The following is a 19,624-nucleotide window of genomic DNA, read 5'->3' on the forward strand; positions in this document are numbered from 1 at the left end:
AGTATCCTCATTCGTCCTTTTCAAAGGGATAACGTATCCCCCATTGTCTTCTGAGCTCGTCCATGACTTTCATAACATGAAGAGTCGTCTGGTGAGGCATCTGCGTGCACTGGGTCAGGCCCTGCTCTATGGCCGCTTTGCTGGCCAGAACCTGATATTCATATCCGGTTATCTGCTGTGGCCTTTCATAGGTTTCCACCAGCTTCCGATCCTTATCGAATACACAAATTGATTCAAAATTATTAATGTTTTCCACAACCAGGAATCCTTTAGTTCCATAAATAATTCCCTGACGGTCAGAAAGTACCTGAACCGAGCTGTTGAGTACTGCCATTTTTCCACCAGGATAAAGAAGCGTAATGCTGTTTTGGGCATCCACCCCTGTATCTGTCTTTACCACGCTGGATGTGATATCTGTAACCTTATCACCGAAGACAAGAGATGCAAAATTAAGGGTATAAACGCCCACATCTAAGAGCGCTCCCCCTGCAAGTTCCGGCATAACAATCCGGGGCTTATCTGCGACCAGATAGGCGAGATTGGCAGTAAGTGTCATTGGTTCTCCAATAATTCCGGAATTAAGTACCTCTTTTAATGTTTCAGCCATAGGCATATAACGCACCCACATGGCTTCCGTAATCATCAGATTTTTCTCTTTTGCCAGATCAATCATCTCTTTTGCCTGGGGGTAATTTGCTGCAAATGATTTCTCACATAAAACATGCTTCCCATGTTCCAGGCACAGTCTGGCATTGCTGCAGTGTTCTGAATGGGGGGTTGCTATATAAATCAGCTGAATCTCAGAATCAGCCGCCAGTTCTTCATAAGAGCCATAAGCTTTTTTTATTGAAAAACGAGCTGCAAATTCTTCAGCCTTTTCCAGGCTCCGCGAAGCAGCTCCATACAAACAGACTTCCGGCATCTGAGTCATGGTCTCAGCCAGTATTGAAGCGATTCTGCCGGTCCCCATAATTCCTATTTTCATAACTTCCATAATATATCCTCCAGCTGATTATTGTTGTTCTCATAGTATAACACATGCTTTCTGCCCGTACAATATCATTGCTCCTCCATCTCTAAAACAAGCTCCATAAACGTTTTCATTTCCCTGCTGAGCCATTTGTCCTTATGGTATACAATCTGTCTCCATGTTCGTAAATAAAATTCCTTCATGGAAAGTGCAGTCAGATTCCCAAGCTCCATCTCTTTTCTTATAGTAAACTCAGGAAGAAATGAGATTCCTTCATTCTGCTTAAGAAGCTTTATAATAAATTCCGTATTTCCAATCTCCAGAAAGGGATGAAGCTTTTTATCATCTGAAGCCAGATACTGCTCCAGAATAAACCGGTAGCTGGCATCCTTTTCCGTCAGTATCAGCGGCTGGGTAATAACCTGGTCTATGGTAAGTCCGGTTTCCTTTGCAAAGATATGATCCTTAGACGCGGCAAATATGATATCTTCCGGTTTTTCCAGTATCTTAATCCATTTGGCATCGTACAGCCTGCGGTCCAGAAAATACACCATATCAATCTGGTTGCTGTTCATCCGGTTTAACAGAGTTCCCGGTGAATCCACAATAATATTGATATTTACCTTGGGATACCGGTGGTGATACTCCCTGATCAGCGGAGGGAACAGTGTAGAACAGATGGATTCAATCGTACCGATCACCAGACTGCCCGTCAGTTCTGACGACTGGCTTAAAACATTACGGGCGCAGGTCAGATTCCGCATCACTTCTGATGCATACTGGTAGAACATCTCTCCCTCGTGCGTCAAAGTAGTCTGTTTCCCGATTCGGTCAAATAAATGTACGTTTAATTCTTTTTCCAGCTGCTTAATCTGAACGGTAACTGCAGCCTGGGAGTATTTCAGTTTCTCTGCCGCCCTGCAGAAACTCTTTAAATCAGCCACTTCTAAGAATGTTCGTATTTCACGAAGTTCCATAATCTTCCTTTCAATGTTTAAAATTTTTAAACATATTCATAAAAACATTAAATTTTACATATGGTTGTATTTATGGTACATTAAAGTCACTCAGAAATCAAGTCAAAGGGTAAGTAGTTCAGGATACGATCAGAAAGGACTTAATGAAGTATGGAAAAGGCAAATTGTAAATACCGCGCCTACGTGCAGATACTGAAGGAAGAACTGGTTCCGGCCATGGGCTGTACGGAACCGATTGCTTTGGCTTACGCTGCAGCGGTAGCAAAAAAAACTCTTGGGGGTATGCCTGATAAGGTGATTGTAGGTGCCAGCGGAAGTATTATTAAGAATGTGAAATCCGTAATTGTTCCCAATACCGGACATTTAAAAGGCATACCGGCAGCTGTAGCTGCAGGAATTGTGGCCGGAGATCCGGAGAAAGAGCTGGAAGTAATCTCTTCTGTTACACCGGTACAGATCCTTGAGATGAAAAAATTTATGGAGGAGACTGAGATTGGGGTTGTGCATATTGATAATGGAATTACCTTTGATATTCTTATCACGCTGCACAAAGGACCCTCCATATGCAAAGTCCGCATAGCCAATTACCATACTAATATTGTCCTGATTGAGAAAGACGGCGAGATCTTAAAACAACTGGATGCAGTTGGAGAGGAAGAGTCCCTCACTGACCGGAGCTTACTCAATATGGAGGATATCTGGGATTTTATTAATACGGTTGACACTGCAGACATCAAAGAAACGCTGGACCGCCAGATTAAGTACAACTGGGCCATTGCCGAGGAAGGACTTGTGAATGACTACGGCGCCAATATCGGTAAGGTACTCCTAAAGAGTGCCGGAAGAGACTTATCCCTGAAAGCAAAGGCCATGGCTGCAGCAGGTTCCGACGCCCGCATGAATGGCTGTGAACTTCCTGTCATTATCAACTCCGGAAGCGGAAATCAGGGAATAACCGTTTCTGTTCCGGTCATTGTCTATGCAGAGGAATTGGGCGTCAGCAAAGATACCATGTACCGCGCTCTTGCTTTATCCAACTTAACTTCCATTCATCAGAAAACTCCCATTGGAAGATTGTCCGCTTACTGCGGAGCAGTTAATGCCGGGGCCGGGGCCGGAGCGGGAATCGCCTATCTGTACGGGGGCGGCTATGAGGAGGTCATACATACAGTTGTTAATGCACTGGCCATTGTTTCCGGAATTGTATGCGATGGGGCTAAGGCTTCCTGTGCGGCGAAGATTGCCTCCTCCATCGAGGCGGGAATCTTTGGATACAGCATGTACAGCCAGGGACAGCAGTTTCTGGATGGGGACGGCATTGTCAGAAAAGGCGTAGAGGCTACGCTGAAAAACGTTGGGAGATTGGGGAAAAAGGGAATGAAAGAAACCAACGAAGAAATCATTAAAATCATGATAGGAGAATAGGTATGAAAAAATTAGTAAGTAGTTTACCTTTTAAATTACTTCTGGGGGTTATTGTGGGGATTTTAATCGGCCAGATCGCCGGTGAACATTTCATGAATTTTGTAGTAACGGTTAAATACATACTCAATCAGGTCATTATATTCTGTGTTCCGCTCATTATTATCGGGTTTATAGCCCCATCCATTACACGTCTGGGAAACAATGCTTCAAAAATGCTGGGAATAGCCGTATCCATCGCCTATCTTTCTTCCATAGGCGCAGCCTTGTTTTCCATGACTGCGGGATATATTATGATCCCCCATTTATCCATTTCCACCAGTACCGACGGATTAAAGGAACTTCCGGGAATCATATTCCAGCTGGATATTCCACAGATCATGCCGGTTATGAGCGCTCTTGTATTTTCACTCTTGCTGGGTCTTGCTGCAACATGGACAAAGGCCGGAGTTATCACACAGGTACTGGAGGAATTCCAGGAGATTGTTCTTTCCATTGTGACCAAGGTCGTCATACCTATCCTCCCTGTCTTTATCGCATTTACGTTCTGCGCCCTGTCCTACGAAGGAACCATCACAAAACAGCTTCCGGTCTTTCTGCAGGTAGTATTGATCGTAATGGCCGGGCACTATATCTGGCTCACACTATTGTATGTAATTGGCGGTGTCTATTCCAGAAAGAACCCCTTTGATGTTGTTCGCAATTACGGACCAGCCTATATTACAGCCGTAGGTACCATGTCATCAGCAGCAACCCTTGCCGTGGCTTTAAAATGCGCCAAAAAATCGCAGCCCACGTTAAGAGACGATATGGTGGATTTCGGTATACCGCTATTTGCAAACATTCACTTATGCGGTTCTGTACTCACTGAGGTTTTCTTTGTTATGACCGTATCCATGATTCTTTACGGCTCCACTCCATCTCTTGGATCAATGCTTTTATTCTGTGCTCTGTTAGGTATATTTGCAATCGGTGCACCTGGTGTTCCCGGAGGAACTGTTATGGCATCTCTTGGACTGATCACCGGAGTATTAGGTTTTGATGAAATGGGAACTGCTCTCATGCTGACAATTTTTGCTCTTCAGGACAGTTTTGGAACCGCATGCAACGTTACCGGAGACGGCGCCCTGACTTTAATTCTTACTGGGTATGCACAAAAGCACGGAATTAAAAATCACAAGATAGAATCAGGAATCTCATAATATGGCAACGAGCGTCCCGCAGGAAACTCATACTTCCTGCCAGGACGCTCGTTTTAATTAGTTATCCAGTTCTCGTTTCAATGTTTCACGAACTGCTCCAACTCCCTGAATCTGGGAGCAGAACATCTCTTCAATCATTTCACCAATACCGGCTTTATAAAGATCAACTCCAAAAATATTATCATTAGACAGAATATCTTTCAGCTGTCCATGATAAGTCTCCGGTTTCCCAAGCTCAATTCCTTTCAGCTTATCGGTCAGCTCCGGAATCATAGGATCAGAAGAAAGCTCGAATGCCTTCCCCTCATCATCCACAGCAAGAAGATAGCGGCACCAGCCGGCAATTGCCAGAGGAATTGCTTTTAACTTTTTCGCATCTCCATATTTTTCCACATAAGCCTTAATGGTTTCACCATAGCGGATTCCTACTTTCTGAGATGTATCTGTAGCAATTCTCTGTGGTGCATCCGGCATAAATGGATTTGGGATTCTCACACGGATTACTTCGTCCACAAATTCCATAGGAGACAGGATTCCCGGATCAGTAACAACCGGCATTCCTTCAACAGGACCAATCTCATGAACCAGACGATTCAGCTGCGGATCCTTCATTTCATCTGCGATCAGAGTATATCCAAGTACACACCCATACACTGCCAATGCTGTATGAAGCGGATTTAAGCAGGTAGTAACTTTCATACGCTCCACTTTGTTAACTGTATCCCGGTCTGTCATATAGACTCCAGCTTTCTCAAGAGCCGGTCTTCCGTTAGGGAACTTGTCTTCAATTACCAGATACTGAGGACCTTCCGCATTGACAAATGGTGCAATGTAGGTTCTTTTGGAGGTAATAACCGGAGCCATATTTTCAACTCCTGCTTTTTCCAGCTCGCTGCAGACAGAATCAGCCGGACGTGGTGTGATCTTATCGATCATGGACCACGGGAAGGAAACGCAGGATTCAACATCCAGATAGTCAACAAACGCTTTCTCCACAAATCCTCTGCTCTCCCATTCTCTTGCTACTGTCACAACAGACTGTTTCAGTTTCTCACCATTGTGGGAGCAGTTATCCATGGAAACCACCGCCAGAGGTGCTTTCCCGGCCTTAAACCGTTCAAAAAGCAGTGCACATACCACAGCCATGGCAGAAACTGCCTTGTCAGGACCATTTTCCAGATCTGCTAAGATAAATGGGAAATAATTTCCGTCTGTCCCTTTCAGTGCATAGCCTTTTTCTGTAATAGTAAAAGAAGCTATCTGCAGCTTGGGATTAACAAAGATTTCTTTCAGACGGTTCCACTCAGATGCCACGGTGGACTGTGCCTTTATTGCTTCGGTCAGAGAACCGATTACTCTTTTAGCAGTGGAACCATCTGCATTCAGAGTCACACCAAGTACCAGATTGTCATAAGGATCATAGATCTTGTCAATCACATCAAAATCAAAAGTCTCCACACAGGTAATTCCTTTCGTACTCTCTCCCTGCGCTATTAACGTATCTGCAATTCCTCCGATAAAAATACGGAAGATATTACCTGCTCCAAAATGCACCCATTCTGGCGCCTCTTTAGAATCTCTGACTACCTTTTCGATGTCATAGGATGGAAGACTGATTCCCGCTGCCTCCCAGGCCTCTTTATTCTTTAAACCTTCTAATGTCAGCTTCATACCGGTACTGCCTCCTTAGTTTTTCCGTGATTCCTTATCAATGGCTTCCCATAATCCCTGAAGATATTCCGCACCCAGTGCTCTGTCATAGAGACCGTATCCTGGCATGGCAACCTCTCCCCAGATCATTCTTCCGTGATCCGGACGGATCACTCCGTCAAATCCGGTTTCATGCAGAGCTTTCATAATTGCGTACATATCCATGGAACCGTCGGAAGAAAGATGAGCTGCTTCTTCAAAATCCCTGTCACTGTTGTATCTTAAATTTCTTACATGGGCAAACGGAATTCTTCCTTTTGCAGCTTTAATGATATCACAGATATCATTGGCCGGATTGGAACCAAGAGAACCTGTACATAAAGTAATACCGTTGTATGGCTTATCCACTGCCTTTAAAAGTCTTACAATCAAATCTTTATTACGAATGATTCTTGGCAGTCCGAATATAGGCCATGCCGGATCATCCGGATGAATTCCCATCTTGATATCATACTTTTCACATACTTCACCGATTGACTCCAGAAAATAAACAAGGTTCTGAAACAGCTTCTCCTCGTCAATATCTTTATAAGCCTCAAATAAAGATTCCAGGCGTGACAGACGCTCCGGTTCCCAACCTGGCATTACAAAGCCGTTGGACATCTTTTCAACGGATTCTTTCATATGTGCGGGATCAATCTTATCCACTACATCCTGGTTATAAGCAAGTACTGTGGATTTGTCTGTACGCTCTCTTGCAAGATCGGAACGTGTCCAGTCAAATACAGGCATGAAATTGTAACAGATCATATGAATTCCTGCTTTTCCCAGGTTCTCAAGAGTTTCAATATAATTCGCAATATGCTGTTCCCGTTTTTCCGTACCAATCTTAATATCGTCAGAAATATTAACAGATTCGATTCCGGCAATGGTAAGACCTGCGTCTTCCACCGTTTTTTTAAGTTCTGCAATTTCTGCCTCAGTCCAGACTTCTCCTGCCTGTTTGCCCATCAGAGTAGTAACAACACCTTTTACTCCTGGTATCTGTTTGATCTGCTCAAGAGATACACTGTCATATCCTGGTCCATACCAGCGTAAAGTCATTTCCATCAATTCGTTCCTCCTGTTTTGTAATGATTCCTAGTTTACCGTAAGCACAATAAGGCTGTCCTTATTATATGCTAGTATTACCCGGTCAGCCAAACATGTATGAATTATTCTTTAATCATGCTTTTCTATCTTGTATGGTAGTATATAACGAGAGAATTTTCAATATGTAATTTTGTATATTTTTTGCTTATTTTTTTGTGCACATTGACATATTTTCAGTTTTGATACATATATTATTGACATTTGAGCATTTTGAAAGCATGATACTTGTATACAAGCTAACTCTGAAAATTTAGTCTGTTTTTAATAAAACAATAGATAAACCTGCTTTCCAGTAGTATACTATCCGTATGCTGTCAGCAGGATTAATATTTTTAATGAGAGAGGTTTTATATGAAATTGTTCGATCGGTCTCCCGGGGAGAATGCCAGAAATTACGCCGTACGTGTTCTTCTTTATAATATCATTAATCTGGAACTTGCTCCAGGCAGCGCTGTAAGTGAAAATGAGCTTTCCTCTACCCTGAATCTTTCAAGAACGCCAGTCAGGGAAGCTCTGATTGAACTGAGCAAATCCGGTCTTGTTGAAATTCTGCCCCAGCGGGGGAGCTATATATCAAAAATTAATTATGAACATGTTGAAGAATCACGCTTTATGAGACTTGTACTTGAGATTGCAGTGTTAAAGCTTGCCTGCGAAAATCCGGATCCCGTGGACTTAAAGATGCTTAAGAATAATATAAATGAACAGAAGTTTTGTCTGGAGCGGGAAGATACGGAGAAGTTCTTCCCCCTTGATAATGAGTTTCACATGCTTTTGTTTCAGTCTGTGAACAAAACCAAAACCTTTGAAGTGATTAAATCTCAGATGGTTCATTTTGACCGGATCCGCACCCTTTCCTTAAAATCAACCAAGCCTACCAGGATTGTGGAGGATCATGAGAATATTTTATATGCCATAGAGCGCAGAGATTCGGAGCTGGCAGAGATTGTGATGACCAGGCATATCAACAGGCACCAGATGGAAAAATCCGAACTTATAGCGTCCTTTCCCGATTATTTTATCCATTAACGCAGAATCCCTCTCAGACAAAGACTATGTCCGAGAGGGATTTTTCAGATTTTTTGTTTTTTTATTGGTATATTTACAAGTTGAAACATATAATTATACTGGCAGGTACAAACTGCTGGCAATCGTGTATAGGGTGGTAGGCCTCGATTCTACATAGAATGGAGGTGTTGCTCATGAAGAATTATGACTTCAAGGACTTAATGTCTTTTGGTATGTTCCTTCTGGCACTACTGACATTCGTCTTTATGACGTGTCATTAACCGCAAAAAGCCTTCCCTGTACTTTGGCCGGTCGGGAAGGTTTTTGCATTTCTTATTAGCCAACCACCCTGTGGCGATTGCCCTTCTTTATTATATTATAGCGTCTGCATAAAATATTACAAGTACAGGCATTTATTTTAAAATAATTCCAGAAATTTGTAGCAATCCCCTTAATTTTCATTCAGCCTTGCAAGTTTCTCTGCCTGGTCTGCAGCAATCAGGGAATCCAGCAGTTCATAAATGTCTCCATTCATGATGGAATCGATCCTATAAAGTGTCAGCTTAATCCGGTGGTCTGTTACACGGCCCTGAGGAAAATTATAGGTTCTGATCTTCTCAGACCGGTCACCCGTACCAATCTGGCTTCTGCGCTCCTCTGCCTCAGAATTCTGTCTCTTTTCCAGCTCAATATCATAAAGTTTGGAACGAAGCAGGCGGAATGCCTTTTCTTTGTTCTGAAGCTGGGACTTCTCCGTCTGGCTGTAAATCACAATTCCTGTAGGCATATGAGTCAGACGAACTGCTGAATCGGTAGTATTAACGCACTGTCCGCCGTTACCGGAAGCACGCATAACATCGATCCTTACATCCTTATCCTCAATCACTACATCCACTTCCTCTGCTTCGGGCATAACTGCCACAGTCGCCGTTGAAGTATGGATTCTTCCGCCGCTCTCTGTCTCAGGCACCCGCTGAACACGGTGAACGCCGCTTTCGTATTTCATCTTGGAATAAGCACCTTTACCGGTGATCATGGCAACTACTTCCTTGAAACCCCCGATACCGTTCTCATTCACACTGATTAACTCTACTCTCCATCTCTGGGCTTCTGCATAATTCACATACATACGATACAACTCAGAAGCAAAGAGCGCGGCCTCATCTCCGCCAGCACCTGCACGGATTTCCAGAATGATGTTCTTATCATCGTTGGGGTCTTTGGGCAGAAGAAGTATTTTCAGTTCCTGTTCCAGCTGCTCAATCTTCTTTTTGGCATCGGATAATTCTTCCTTTGCCATCTCCCGCATCTCCTCATCATTTTCTTCTTCCAGAATTGCCAGACTTTCCTCTACCGTCTGTTTTGCTTTCTTATACTGGGTATAAGCCTCTACCAGATCCGCCAGATCCGCCTGCTCCTTCATCAGCTTACGAAACCGGTTCTGATCCTCTGCAACAGACGGATTGTTAAGCTCCAGCATCAATTCTTCATAATGAATTAATATATCATCTAATCGATCAAACATTGGTATCCTCCAAAATCTCACCAAAAGGGCCTTGCCCATTATTTTTCATAAACACCACTTACTACCCGGTCAAACCACGCTGCATCGCACCATGACCGGATCTTTGTAAAACCAGCTTCAGCAAGCAGTTTGCTGACTGCCTCTTTCTGATCATAACCTATTTCAAAATACACTGTGCCGCCGGGATTTAAATACTTACTGCTCTCTTCTGCCAGTCTTCTGTAAAAATAAAGGCCGTCTTCTTTTCCGTCAAGAGCCAGCATCGGCTCATGGTCCCGTACCTCCGGCTGCAGCTTACGAATGACTTCCGTCGGAATGTAGGGTGGATTAGAAACGATCACATCAAACCTTTCATCTGTCCTAAACGCATTAAATAAATCGCTTAACAGAAATGTAATCTTATCCTTGCCTAAGATTGCCTCTCCATTGTGTTGTGCCACTTTTAATGCTTCTGCAGAAATGTCTGATGCTACCACTGATCGAAAACCGCCAAGCTTTGCAAGGCTTATGGCAATACATCCACTTCCTGTGCACAGATCCAGCACTCTGGGATACTTTCCTTTGTAATCCATTAAGACCTGTTCTGCCAAAGTCTCCGTATCCTGCCTGGGAATCAAAACATGTTCATTGACGAAAAAGTTCAGCCCCATAAATTCCCTGCTTCCAGTTATCTGCTGAAGGGGAATTCTGGCTGAGCGAAGTTCAAGCATTCGGTAAAACTCACGGACAGATTCCTGCGATTCCGCTTTCAACTCTCTGTTCCGTTCTATGAGGAAATGAGTCAGATCTGTATGGAATGCCTCCAGCAGCAGATATCTGGCATCAAGAGCCGCTTCCTCCACTCCGGCCTTCGACAGCCTTTCAGTCCCTTCATCCAATAACTGGTTTAGCGTCAAACTCATGATTTGTTCTCCGGAAAACTCTTTTCAAGAAATTCTCTCCAGTCAAATACAGCTTCTACGGAAGCGATTCCAACTTCAATCATGGAATCATCCGGTTCACTGGTGGTCAATCCCTGCATCCACATACCCGGCCTGCTTAAAATATCTACCAGCTTTGACTCACTGCGGCCTGCAATACGCAAAAACTCGTAGGACACTCCTGCGATCACCGGGATCAAAACAATGCGGCTTAATATCCGCAGGGGAAGAGTCTTTACCTGTATTACCATAAAAAACAGGATACTGATAATCATAACGATCAAAAGAAAACTGGTTCCGCAGCGCTTATGTTCCTTGGAGCTGTTTCTTACGTTCTCCACATTCAGCTCCAGTCCGTGTTCCAGACAGTTAATACATTTATGTTCTGCTCCATGATACATGAAGGTACGTCTGATGTCCTCCATGCGGGAAACAATCTTAATATAAGCAATAAAGATTCCAATACGGATGAAGCCTTCCAATACAGCCATCACAGTCTGTGATTTAATAAAATAGTGAAATATATTAGCCAGAAACATGGGAAGTACCATAAAGATGCAGATAGCCATAATTACGGAAAATACCATTACCATGCTCATCAGAGCTTTTTCCATCTTTTCACCAAATATCCGCTCCAGAAGCTTCTCAAATTTCGAGGGTTCCATATCCTCCTCATCATCTTCAAAAAAGCTGGCTGAAAATGTAAGGGCCCTCATACCCAGTATCATGGAATCAGCAAAGCTGAAAATACCTCTGAAAAACGGAAGAGAAAACAGCTTCACTTTCTCCCCCAGGCTGACATACGTATCTTTTTTCACTTCAATGGTTCCGTCCGGTTTCCGGACTGCTGTGGCATACTCATCCCTGTTTTTCATCATAACGCCTTCAATCACGGCCTGACCGCCGATTCCTGAATACTTCATACGCCAACCACCTTTCTCTAATCTCAAAAAAGGTTGAGCTAAAGTGTTTCCACTAAACTCAACCTTTTCTTTGCTCCAAACTTATTCAGCCTTAACGCCATATTTACGATTGAATTTATCAATACGTCCACGCGCGGAAGCAGCTCTCTGCTGACCGGTGTAGAATGGATGGCATTTAGAACAAATTTCTACATGGATGTCATCCTTTGTAGAACCAGTTACGAATTCATTACCACAGTTGCAAACAACCTTTGCCTGGTAGTAATTTGGATGGATTCCCTCTTTCATTATTTTCACCTCGCATACTCTAATTTCTATTAAATCGCGGTTTTTAAACCGACTTTGTCTAATAAACAGCTTGTATAGTATAACATAGAAAAAATCTTAATGCAAGCATTTATTTACATAAAAGATCGCAGCCATTAGAAAAAGCGCATCTTTTTGGATGTTTCTACAAATTCCCGATTGCTCCTTGTTTTTGAAAACAGGTCCAGAATTTTTTCAACTGCATCTTCTGGTTTTAATGTATTGGTTGCCTTACGCACAACGTCCACAGCCTCTGATTCTTCTCTGGTAAGCAGCAGATCGTCTCTTCTGGTTCCGGACTTTAAAATATCAATCGCAGGGAAGATCCTCTTCTCTGACAGCTTCCGGTCAAGAACCAGCTCCATGTTGCCGGTACCTTTAAATTCTTCATAAATTACGTCATCCATGCGGCTTCCCGTTTCAACCAGTGCAGAAGCAAGCACAGTAAGACTCCCCCCCTCTCTCATGTTTCTCGCAGCGCCGAAGAAACGCTTGGGCATATGAAGGGCTGCGGGGTCAAGACCGCCGGAAAGCGTTCTTCCGCTGGGAGCAACCGTTAGGTTATAAGCTCTTGCAAGGCGGGTGATGCTGTCTAAAAGGATCACAACGTCTCTTCCATGCTCAACAAGGCGTTTTGCTCTCTCAATCACCATCTCCGATACTCTTTTATGGCGTTCAGGAAGCTCGTCAAAGGTGGAATAAAGTACTTCCACATTATCGCCCACAATAGATTCTTTGATATCGGTAACCTCTTCCGGACGCTCATCAATGAGAAGTATCATAAGATGAATCTCCGGATGATTGACTGTTATTGCTTTTGCAATTTGTTTTAACAGGGTGGTTTTTCCTGCCTTGGGAGGAGATACAATCATACCTCTCTGTCCCTTTCCGATCGGTGCCAGTAAGTCCAGCACTCTCATAGCAGTAATATTCTTTCCGCCGTCCGTCTCCATATGAAGGCGCTTATCCGGAAAGATCGGGGTCATATTCTCAAAGTTTGGCCGGCGCTCTGCCATATTGGTGGGATATCCGTTAATTTTCTTCACATATAACAGCGCTGCAAATTTCTCTGCAGCAGTTTTTACTCTGCGGCTTCCATTAATAATGTCTCCGGTCTTCATGTTAAAGCGGCGTATCTGGGAAGGCGCTACATAGACATCATTCTCACCTGGAAGATAATTCTCACACCGGATAAAACCAAATCCATCAGGCATGACCTCCAGGATTCCATGGGCATCAACTCCGCTGTCAAGCTCCTGCAGCTCCGGACTGGGCTGAAAATCCACTTTAGGTTCTTCCGCTGCATATTCCTGCTTTACATTTGATTCATTCCTTCCGGAATTCTCATATCTGCCATTCCCCTCAGAGCTCCCTCCTGTCGGGCGGTACGTTCTTTGCTGTGATTCCTGGCGGTAAGAGCGGACAACCGTCTTCTTGGTGCTGCTTTGCCCCGGTGTATTCTGCTGTGTTCCACCAGACTGCTGGGGCTGCGAAGCGGACATGGCTGGTCTGTTCGTTACTTTCTCAGGCTGTTCATTTTTTTGTTCATTGACTGTTTCCCTGCTTTCTGCCGTTACACTCCCAGTCAAAGCTGCGAAATCAGAAGTTTCTCCTTCCTTTTCACAGAGTATATTTATAATATCAGGCTTTCTCATGGAACTGTAGCCCTTTATCCCCTGGGCTTTTGCAAGCTCCTTTAACTCCGTTAACGGCAATGTCAGTAATTTTTCACGCATATTAATCTCCTTCATGATTCCTTATACCAGTTGTTTCGTAATCTTGGGAATGATCTACGATAGAATATCGCAAACAGACGACCGGAATATTCTTCCGGTCCTAATCATGTTGAATCAGGTCGTACGATATGTTTATTATAACCCTTTATAAATAAAAAGAAAAGTCATTTTTTCAGAAAGCTTAAGTGTTCCCTGATTTTTTTCTCATAACCATTCTCCGTAGGCCGGTAAAATTCTATACTTTCCATGCCATCCGGAAGATATTGCTGCTTTACATAATGATTTTCATAATCATGGGCATAGAGGTATCCCTGACCGTGACCAAGCTTAGCGGAACCTTTATAATGGGAATCCTGCAAGTGAACCGGTATGGGCATGGTTTTTTTATTTCTCACTGCTTCCTGCGCCTCGAATACAGCGACACATGCCGCGTTGCTTTTGGGTGCACACGCCACATAGGTAACTGCCTGAGATAAAATAATCTGTGCCTCCGGAAGCCCGATCCGCTCCGCTGCCTGGGCGGCCGCCACTGCAACAACAAGAGCCTGTGGATCTGCATTGCCCACATCCTCTGACGCACAGATCATGATTCTTCTTGCGATGAATTTAATATCTTCCCCTGCATAGAGCATCCGTGCCAGATAATAAACCGCTGCATCAGGATCTGATCCCCGCATGCTCTTAATAAATGCGGAAATAGTATCGTAATGGTTATCTCCGTTTTTATCGTATCTGACTGCACGTTTCTGAATGCATTCCTGGGCTACTTCCATGTTAATATGGATTTTTCCGTCATGGGGGTCCCGTTCTGTAGTCATGACGCCAAGCTCCACTGCATTTAAAGCTGCCCTTGCATCACCGTTCGCCACATCTGCCAGAAAATCCTCTGCTTCCGGGTCAATGACTGCGTCATAGGCGCCCATTCCCTTTTCTTTATCGTAAACCGCCCGGCTGATCAGTTCCTTAATATCCTCTTTTTCCAGTGTCTTCAGCTCAAATACCCTGGAACGGGAAAGAAGCGCACCATTCACCTCGAAATAAGGGTTTTCCGTGGTTGCACCGATTAATATTAAAGTTCCATCCTCTACGAATGGCAGAAGATAGTCCTGCTGCCCCTTATTAAACCTATGAATCTCATCAACAAAAAGAATGGTCTTCTTAGCGTACATTCCCAAAGAATCTTTGGCTTCTTTCACAATTTCTTCCATATCTTTTTTCCCGGCAACGGTTGCGTTAATCTGCCTGAAATCCGCACTTGTGGTATTGGCAATGACTCTTGCCAGAGTGGTCTTCCCGGTTCCGGGGGGTCCGTAGAATATAACTGATCCCAGCTTATCTGCTTTGATGGCGCGATAAAGAAGCTTATCCTTTCCGATAATATGCTGCTGCCCCACCACTTCTTCCAGAGTGGATGGGCGAAGCCTGGAAGCAAGAGGGGATTCTTTTTCCATGGTATTCTCCCTCATATAATCAAACAAATCCATAATTTACTCCTTTACCCGTTATCGTGTACCCAGTCAGATAAACAAGGGTTATACTGATCCCTCTTTCTTTATTATGGGCAGTCCCCGGTAATTTGTCAAGAACATTTGTTCTTTATGTGTCCCAGTTTTTTGTCAGATTTTATTGCACTAAATTTCATTTTAAACTGATATAAAACATGCTATTCTCTAATTGTAGCAAAAAAACTTTTTTTTATAGGAGGGTATATGAGTACAAAAAACATGAAAACAACAAGTATTATGTCTGAAGAGACAGGTCTTATGAATGAGACCAACGCGCAAAAAGCAAGAGGTCCTTTTTCCATCCGGAATATTTCTTCCACTGAACTGGTGAGAGAAATCCGTATCGGATGGAATTTAGGAAATACCATGGATGCAACCGATGGTTTCGGTCTTTCTTCCGAAACCTCCTGGGGGAATCCAAGAACGACGAAAGCCATGATTGATAAAATCAGGGAAGGTGGATTTAATACCTTAAGAGTTCCAACTACCTGGGAAAAACACCTGGGACCTGCACCTGATTACACCATCGATTCTGCGTGGCTTAACAGGGTTGCAGAGGTTGTAGATTACGGCATCAATAACAGGATGTTTGTTATTTTGAACCTTCATCATGAGGAATGGCATTTTCCTTCCTACGCGAATGAAGCTGCTGCCATCAGGATTCTTACAAAAGTATGGACCCAGATCGCGGAAAGGTTTAAAAATTATGATGAACATCTGATCTTTGAAGGTCTGAATGAACCACGGCAAAAGGGTACTGCGGACGAATGGAACGGCGGCAACAGAGAAGGCCAGGAGGTAGTAAACCGTTTTAATGCTGCTTTTGTAAGGACCATACGAAACTCCCGCGGTAACAACCCGTTAAGACATTTAATGATCCCGCCTTATGCTGCTACGTCATCTACAAATGCCTGGGATAACTTTGTTATACCATGGGATAATAAGATCATTGTCTCCATACACGCTTACACGCCTTATGACTTTGCCCTGAATACTTCCGGAACTTCGGATTGGCGCCTTGATAACAGCGCAGATACCGGCGCCATAACCTATCTGATGGACAGTATCCACCGCTATTTCATTTCCAAAGGTCATCCGGTCATAATTGGTGAATTCGGAGCAATGAATAAGAATAATCTGAGAGAGCGTACCAGCTGGGCTAATTTCTATGTAAAAACTGCCAAAGCTAAAGGAATCCCCTGCATCTGGTGGGATAATGGTATCATAAACGGTGATGGAGAGCTTTTTGGTCTGCTGGACAGAACAAACTGTACCTATTATTACCCCGATCTGGTAAATGCAATGATGAGAGGGATTCAATAAATCAGTCTGAGCTGTTGCTCCACATGTGTCTAATCACCTGTGAAGCAACAGCTCTTCTGCGTCAAAAATATTAAGGTTAAACGAACCGGCCCGGGAGATAACCAGCTTTTTTTACAATGTCTTTTATATCACTTTCTGCCATCTTCTCTTTCATATGAACTGTAACCTGTTTCTTTTCAAAATCCGCCACTGCATAGATTCCGTCAAGGCTGTTAAACGCATTCTCCACCCTTTTTCTGCAGTTTTCACAGGTCATTCCATCTACCTGAAGAGTTGTGACGTGCGGATAATGGGACTTATTTGTGTCTGCTGCTTTCACTTTCTTCACTACCTCACCGCTGCCGCCGCAGCACCCCTGCTTAGTCCGTTTAATGGAACTTTTCAAACCAAAATAACAGATTACGATTAAAATCACACTGATCACAGCTGTTGACATGTCAACTCCTCCTTTTCTGCAAAATGATGTTCTATCAATATTATAAAACGAAAACGCACATATGGAAGAGTTTTTATTGATACTTTTAATCAATTAATAATTCATCCGCTGTTACAAACGTATATCCCTGTTTGGTCAATACATCAATTGCCTCAAGTGCAGCTTCCACAGATGTGGGAAATACATCGTGGAGAAGAATAATATCTCCGGGTTCCACGTTCTTTACTATATTACGGACTATTTTTTTCGTATTCTGAGTTTTCCAGTCCAGGGTATCCTCATTGCATAAAGCTGGAAAAAATGTTATTTTCCCCTTTGCTCTGTAACCGCAACAGTATTATTGTTATTTTTTTATCATTCTGTATCGATTTATTTTGTCGAATTTTGTCGATAATGTTTTTTCATTTATTAAAAGTTTTAATTTACATTTTTGTACAATTATAATAAAGTTTAATTACAATCAGTTTTTTTATTGTTACATTTAACAACGAAAGATGAAAAGGAGAAAAATATGGAAAACAACAAAATCCAAAAAGTGACAACAATTAAAAAAAAGATACGATTTATGATTATGGTAACAGTTTCGGCATCGCTTCTCTTTGTGGGTTTTTTAACATGTTTGCTCAACTTTTCGTCAACAATCCATATCTTGAAAAATAATTTAAAAACAACTGCTACAGTGGGTGCAGGTCAGGTAGAATATCGTCTGAAATCTACTTTGAATATCGTAGAAACATTAGGCACAGTCAAAGAGTTATCAGTGGATACAATCAAAAATCCCGAAAAGTTGGAAATATTAGAACATTATAAAAAATCATATAACTGGAACAGTGTCTATTTATTTGATAAAGATGGTGCTAGTCTTGCAAATTCAGATTTAAACGTTTGTGACAGACAATACTTCATATCTGCTCTGGCTGGTAAATCAAATATCAGCGATCCAATTTACAGCAGAGACACTGGAGAATATGTATGCGCTGTTGCGGCTCCAATCTGGAAGGACGGCATCCAGAATTCAGAAGTCATCGGTGCTGTTATGGCATGTATGGATGTAAGTTCTCTCAACACCTTGGTTTCTTCAATAAATGTCAGTAAGAATGGATATGCCTACATAACTGACAGCAAGGGAACGATGATTGCACACCCTAACTCTGAATTAATTAAAAATCAGACAAATTACATAGAAGAATCTAAAAAAGATCCCCAGTATGCATCTTTGGCCGCGGTTCTCAAAGAAATGATCTCCGGAAAAAATGGTTTTGGATCTTACAAATATCAAGGACAGAATAAATATCTTGCTTATGCTCCTATTCAGGAAACAAACGGATGGAGTATTGCAATCAGCGCACCGGTTAATGATTTTTTAAATGGAACTTTCCAGAGTATCGCAATGACCATCGCAGTAATTATACTGGCTCTTATTATAAGTTTTCTATCTGCTGCTAAATTAGCAAATTCCATAGGGAAACCGATTCAGATATGTACAACCCGGCTTCAGCAGCTGTCAGAGGGGGATTTCCACAGTACTGTAGCAGATATTAAGACTAATGATGAGACAATGCTATTGACGCAGTCAGCAAAAATATTAACAAGTTCTCTTCAATCTATTATTGAAGATGTAAAATATCTTCTTGGAGAAATGGCAAGAGGCAACTTCTCAGCAAAACCTCAGATACCAGAAAGCGCTTATGTGGGTGATATGCGAGAAATTTATACCTCCATCACCTATATGATCAATAATATTACAGGCACTTTACATCAGATTAATATTGCCTCCAGTCAGGTAACCTCAGGGGCAGAACAATTGGCTGCAAGCGCTACAGGACTGGCTCAGGGCGCTACCGAACAAGCCTCTTCCGTTGAGGAACTGGCAGCATCATTTGATGAAATTTCTTCAATGACCAAATTAAATACCTCCAATGCAGCAGCTTCAGAAAAGTACATGTCAGAACTGGGGGAAAAAATCAAATTCAGCAACAATCAGATGAATAGTCTTATTTCTGCAATGAAGGAAATAAATATCACCTCTGCCGAGATAGGAAAAATAATAAAAGTGATAGAAGAAATTGCTTTCCAGACAAATATTCTGGCCCTGAATGCTGCGGTAGAAGCTGCACGCGCAGGGAGCGTGGGCAAAGGATTTGCAGTTGTTGCAGACGAGGTAAGAAGTCTGGCAGCTAAATCCAGTCAGGCCGCCAGCAGTACAACCGCTCTGATAGAACGATCCATTCTCGCGGTAGAAGAGGGGTCACGTATGGTTGATGAAACAGGTTTATCATTAAAGGATGTTGTGGAAAAAACAGAGATAGCAGTAAGAAGTATGAGAGAAATAATTATAGCTACAGAGCAAGAATATGATTCAATCAATCAAATGCTCATTGGTGTTGATCAAATTTCCAATGTTGTACAATCTAATTCTGCGGCTGCAGAAGAAAGTGCTGCTACATCAGAAGAATTATCTGCACAGGCTGTGTCATTAAAATCACTGGTCGGATCATTTAAATTTTAAATTGCAAAGCTTTATTTACGTAAGAGGGAAGTTCGTAAACAAAATGTTTATGAACTTCCC

17 protein-coding genes are annotated in these 19,624 nt (G+C 42.7%); 5 read left to right on the top strand and 12 right to left on the bottom strand.

Features of this window, described 5'->3' with window-relative positions; all coding sequences use genetic code 11:
- Positions 1-7: 7 nt before the first annotated feature.
- Together RZO55_RS13670 and RZO55_RS13675 are read right to left on the bottom strand one after the other, a co-directional pair.
- Positions 8-994 (bottom strand): Gfo/Idh/MocA family protein, encoded by a 987-nt coding sequence (locus RZO55_RS13670; protein WP_336624298.1) that lies wholly within the window; start codon positions 992-994, stop codon positions 8-10.
- 65 nt (positions 995-1,059) lie between these two features.
- Positions 1,060-1,947, bottom strand: coding sequence for a LysR family transcriptional regulator (locus tag RZO55_RS13675; protein WP_318064828.1), 888 nt, complete (start codon positions 1,945-1,947; stop codon positions 1,060-1,062).
- Positions 1,948-2,097: 150 nt separating this feature from the next.
- Here RZO55_RS13675 and RZO55_RS13680 point away from each other — a divergent pair, with 150 nt between their 5' ends.
- On the top strand, positions 2,098-3,372 hold the full coding sequence (locus RZO55_RS13680; protein ID WP_318064829.1) for an L-cysteine desulfidase family protein: 1,275 nt from the start codon (positions 2,098-2,100) through the stop codon (positions 3,370-3,372).
- A 2-nt stretch (positions 3,373-3,374) separates the two neighbouring features.
- On the top strand, positions 3,375-4,571 hold the full coding sequence (locus tag RZO55_RS13685) for a dicarboxylate/amino acid:cation symporter (protein WP_318064830.1): 1,197 nt from the start codon (positions 3,375-3,377) through the stop codon (positions 4,569-4,571).
- Between the two features lie 57 nt (positions 4,572-4,628).
- Here RZO55_RS13685 and RZO55_RS13690 read toward each other — a convergent pair whose 3' ends face one another.
- Together RZO55_RS13690 and uxuA are read right to left on the bottom strand one after the other, a co-directional pair.
- Entirely contained in the window at positions 4,629-6,242 is a 1,614-nt protein-coding gene (locus RZO55_RS13690; protein WP_318064831.1) for a mannitol dehydrogenase family protein, read from the bottom strand.
- A 15-nt stretch (positions 6,243-6,257) separates the two neighbouring features.
- On the bottom strand, positions 6,258-7,331 hold the full coding sequence (gene uxuA / locus RZO55_RS13695; RefSeq protein ID WP_318064832.1) for a mannonate dehydratase: 1,074 nt from the start codon (positions 7,329-7,331) through the stop codon (positions 6,258-6,260).
- Between the two features lie 393 nt (positions 7,332-7,724).
- On the opposite strand from uxuA, the gene RZO55_RS13700 reads away from it, so the two are divergent.
- Entirely contained in the window at positions 7,725-8,402 is a 678-nt protein-coding gene (locus RZO55_RS13700; RefSeq protein ID WP_318064833.1) for a GntR family transcriptional regulator, read from the top strand.
- Positions 8,403-8,832: 430 nt separating this feature from the next.
- On the opposite strand, the gene prfA is transcribed toward RZO55_RS13700, so the two are convergent.
- The 6 genes from prfA to RZO55_RS13730 all read right to left on the bottom strand — a co-directional run bounded on the left by prfA (position 8,833) and on the right by RZO55_RS13730 (position 15,275).
- Positions 8,833-9,906: a peptide chain release factor 1 gene (gene prfA, locus RZO55_RS13705; RefSeq protein ID WP_318064834.1), complete on the bottom strand. Its 1,074-nt coding sequence runs from the start codon at positions 9,904-9,906 to the stop codon at positions 8,833-8,835.
- A 38-nt stretch (positions 9,907-9,944) separates the two neighbouring features.
- A complete protein-coding gene (prmC, locus tag RZO55_RS13710; RefSeq protein ID WP_336624299.1) occupies positions 9,945-10,808 on the bottom strand; it encodes a peptide chain release factor N(5)-glutamine methyltransferase in 864 nt (287 codons plus the stop codon).
- Positions 10,805-11,749 (bottom strand): DUF1385 domain-containing protein, encoded by a 945-nt coding sequence (locus RZO55_RS13715; RefSeq protein ID WP_318064835.1) that lies wholly within the window; start codon positions 11,747-11,749, stop codon positions 10,805-10,807. Before RZO55_RS13715 ends, prmC begins: the two co-directional genes overlap by 4 nt.
- An 81-nt stretch (positions 11,750-11,830) precedes the next feature.
- Positions 11,831-12,037, bottom strand: coding sequence for a 50S ribosomal protein L31 (gene rpmE, locus RZO55_RS13720; protein ID WP_097002639.1), 207 nt, complete (start codon positions 12,035-12,037; stop codon positions 11,831-11,833).
- Between the two features lie 134 nt (positions 12,038-12,171).
- Complete coding sequence (rho, locus tag RZO55_RS13725; protein ID WP_318064836.1) at positions 12,172-13,791, bottom strand: transcription termination factor Rho; 1,620 nt, start codon at positions 13,789-13,791, stop codon at positions 12,172-12,174.
- A gap of 164 nt (positions 13,792-13,955) precedes the next feature.
- Positions 13,956-15,275: a replication-associated recombination protein A gene (locus RZO55_RS13730; protein ID WP_318064837.1), complete on the bottom strand. Its 1,320-nt coding sequence runs from the start codon at positions 15,273-15,275 to the stop codon at positions 13,956-13,958.
- A gap of 225 nt (positions 15,276-15,500) precedes the next feature.
- Here RZO55_RS13730 and RZO55_RS13735 point away from each other — a divergent pair, with 225 nt between their 5' ends.
- Positions 15,501-16,619, top strand: a complete 1,119-nt coding sequence (locus tag RZO55_RS13735; RefSeq protein WP_318064838.1) for a glycoside hydrolase family 5 protein — start codon at positions 15,501-15,503, stop codon at positions 16,617-16,619.
- A 76-nt stretch (positions 16,620-16,695) separates the two neighbouring features.
- Here the strand turns inward: RZO55_RS13735 and RZO55_RS13740 are convergent, their stop codons facing one another.
- Together RZO55_RS13740 and RZO55_RS25810 are read right to left on the bottom strand one after the other, a co-directional pair.
- The gene (locus tag RZO55_RS13740; protein WP_318064839.1) at positions 16,696-17,055 is read right to left on the bottom strand and encodes a heavy-metal-associated domain-containing protein; all 360 of its coding nucleotides are present in this window, start codon (positions 17,053-17,055) and stop codon (positions 16,696-16,698) included.
- Between the two features lie 85 nt (positions 17,056-17,140).
- The gene (locus RZO55_RS25810; RefSeq protein ID WP_330400753.1) at positions 17,141-17,272 is read right to left on the bottom strand and encodes a polysaccharide deacetylase family protein; all 132 of its coding nucleotides are present in this window, start codon (positions 17,270-17,272) and stop codon (positions 17,141-17,143) included.
- A gap of 294 nt (positions 17,273-17,566) precedes the next feature.
- On the opposite strand from RZO55_RS25810, the gene RZO55_RS13750 reads away from it, so the two are divergent.
- Entirely contained in the window at positions 17,567-19,564 is a 1,998-nt protein-coding gene (locus tag RZO55_RS13750; RefSeq protein ID WP_318064840.1) for a methyl-accepting chemotaxis protein, read from the top strand.
- Positions 19,565-19,624: the final 60 nt, after the last annotated feature.

The sequence above is a fragment of the Clostridium boliviensis genome (assembly GCF_033342255.1).
In the GTDB taxonomy this organism is placed as follows: Bacteria; Bacillota; Clostridia; order Lachnospirales; family Lachnospiraceae; genus Lacrimispora; species Lacrimispora boliviensis.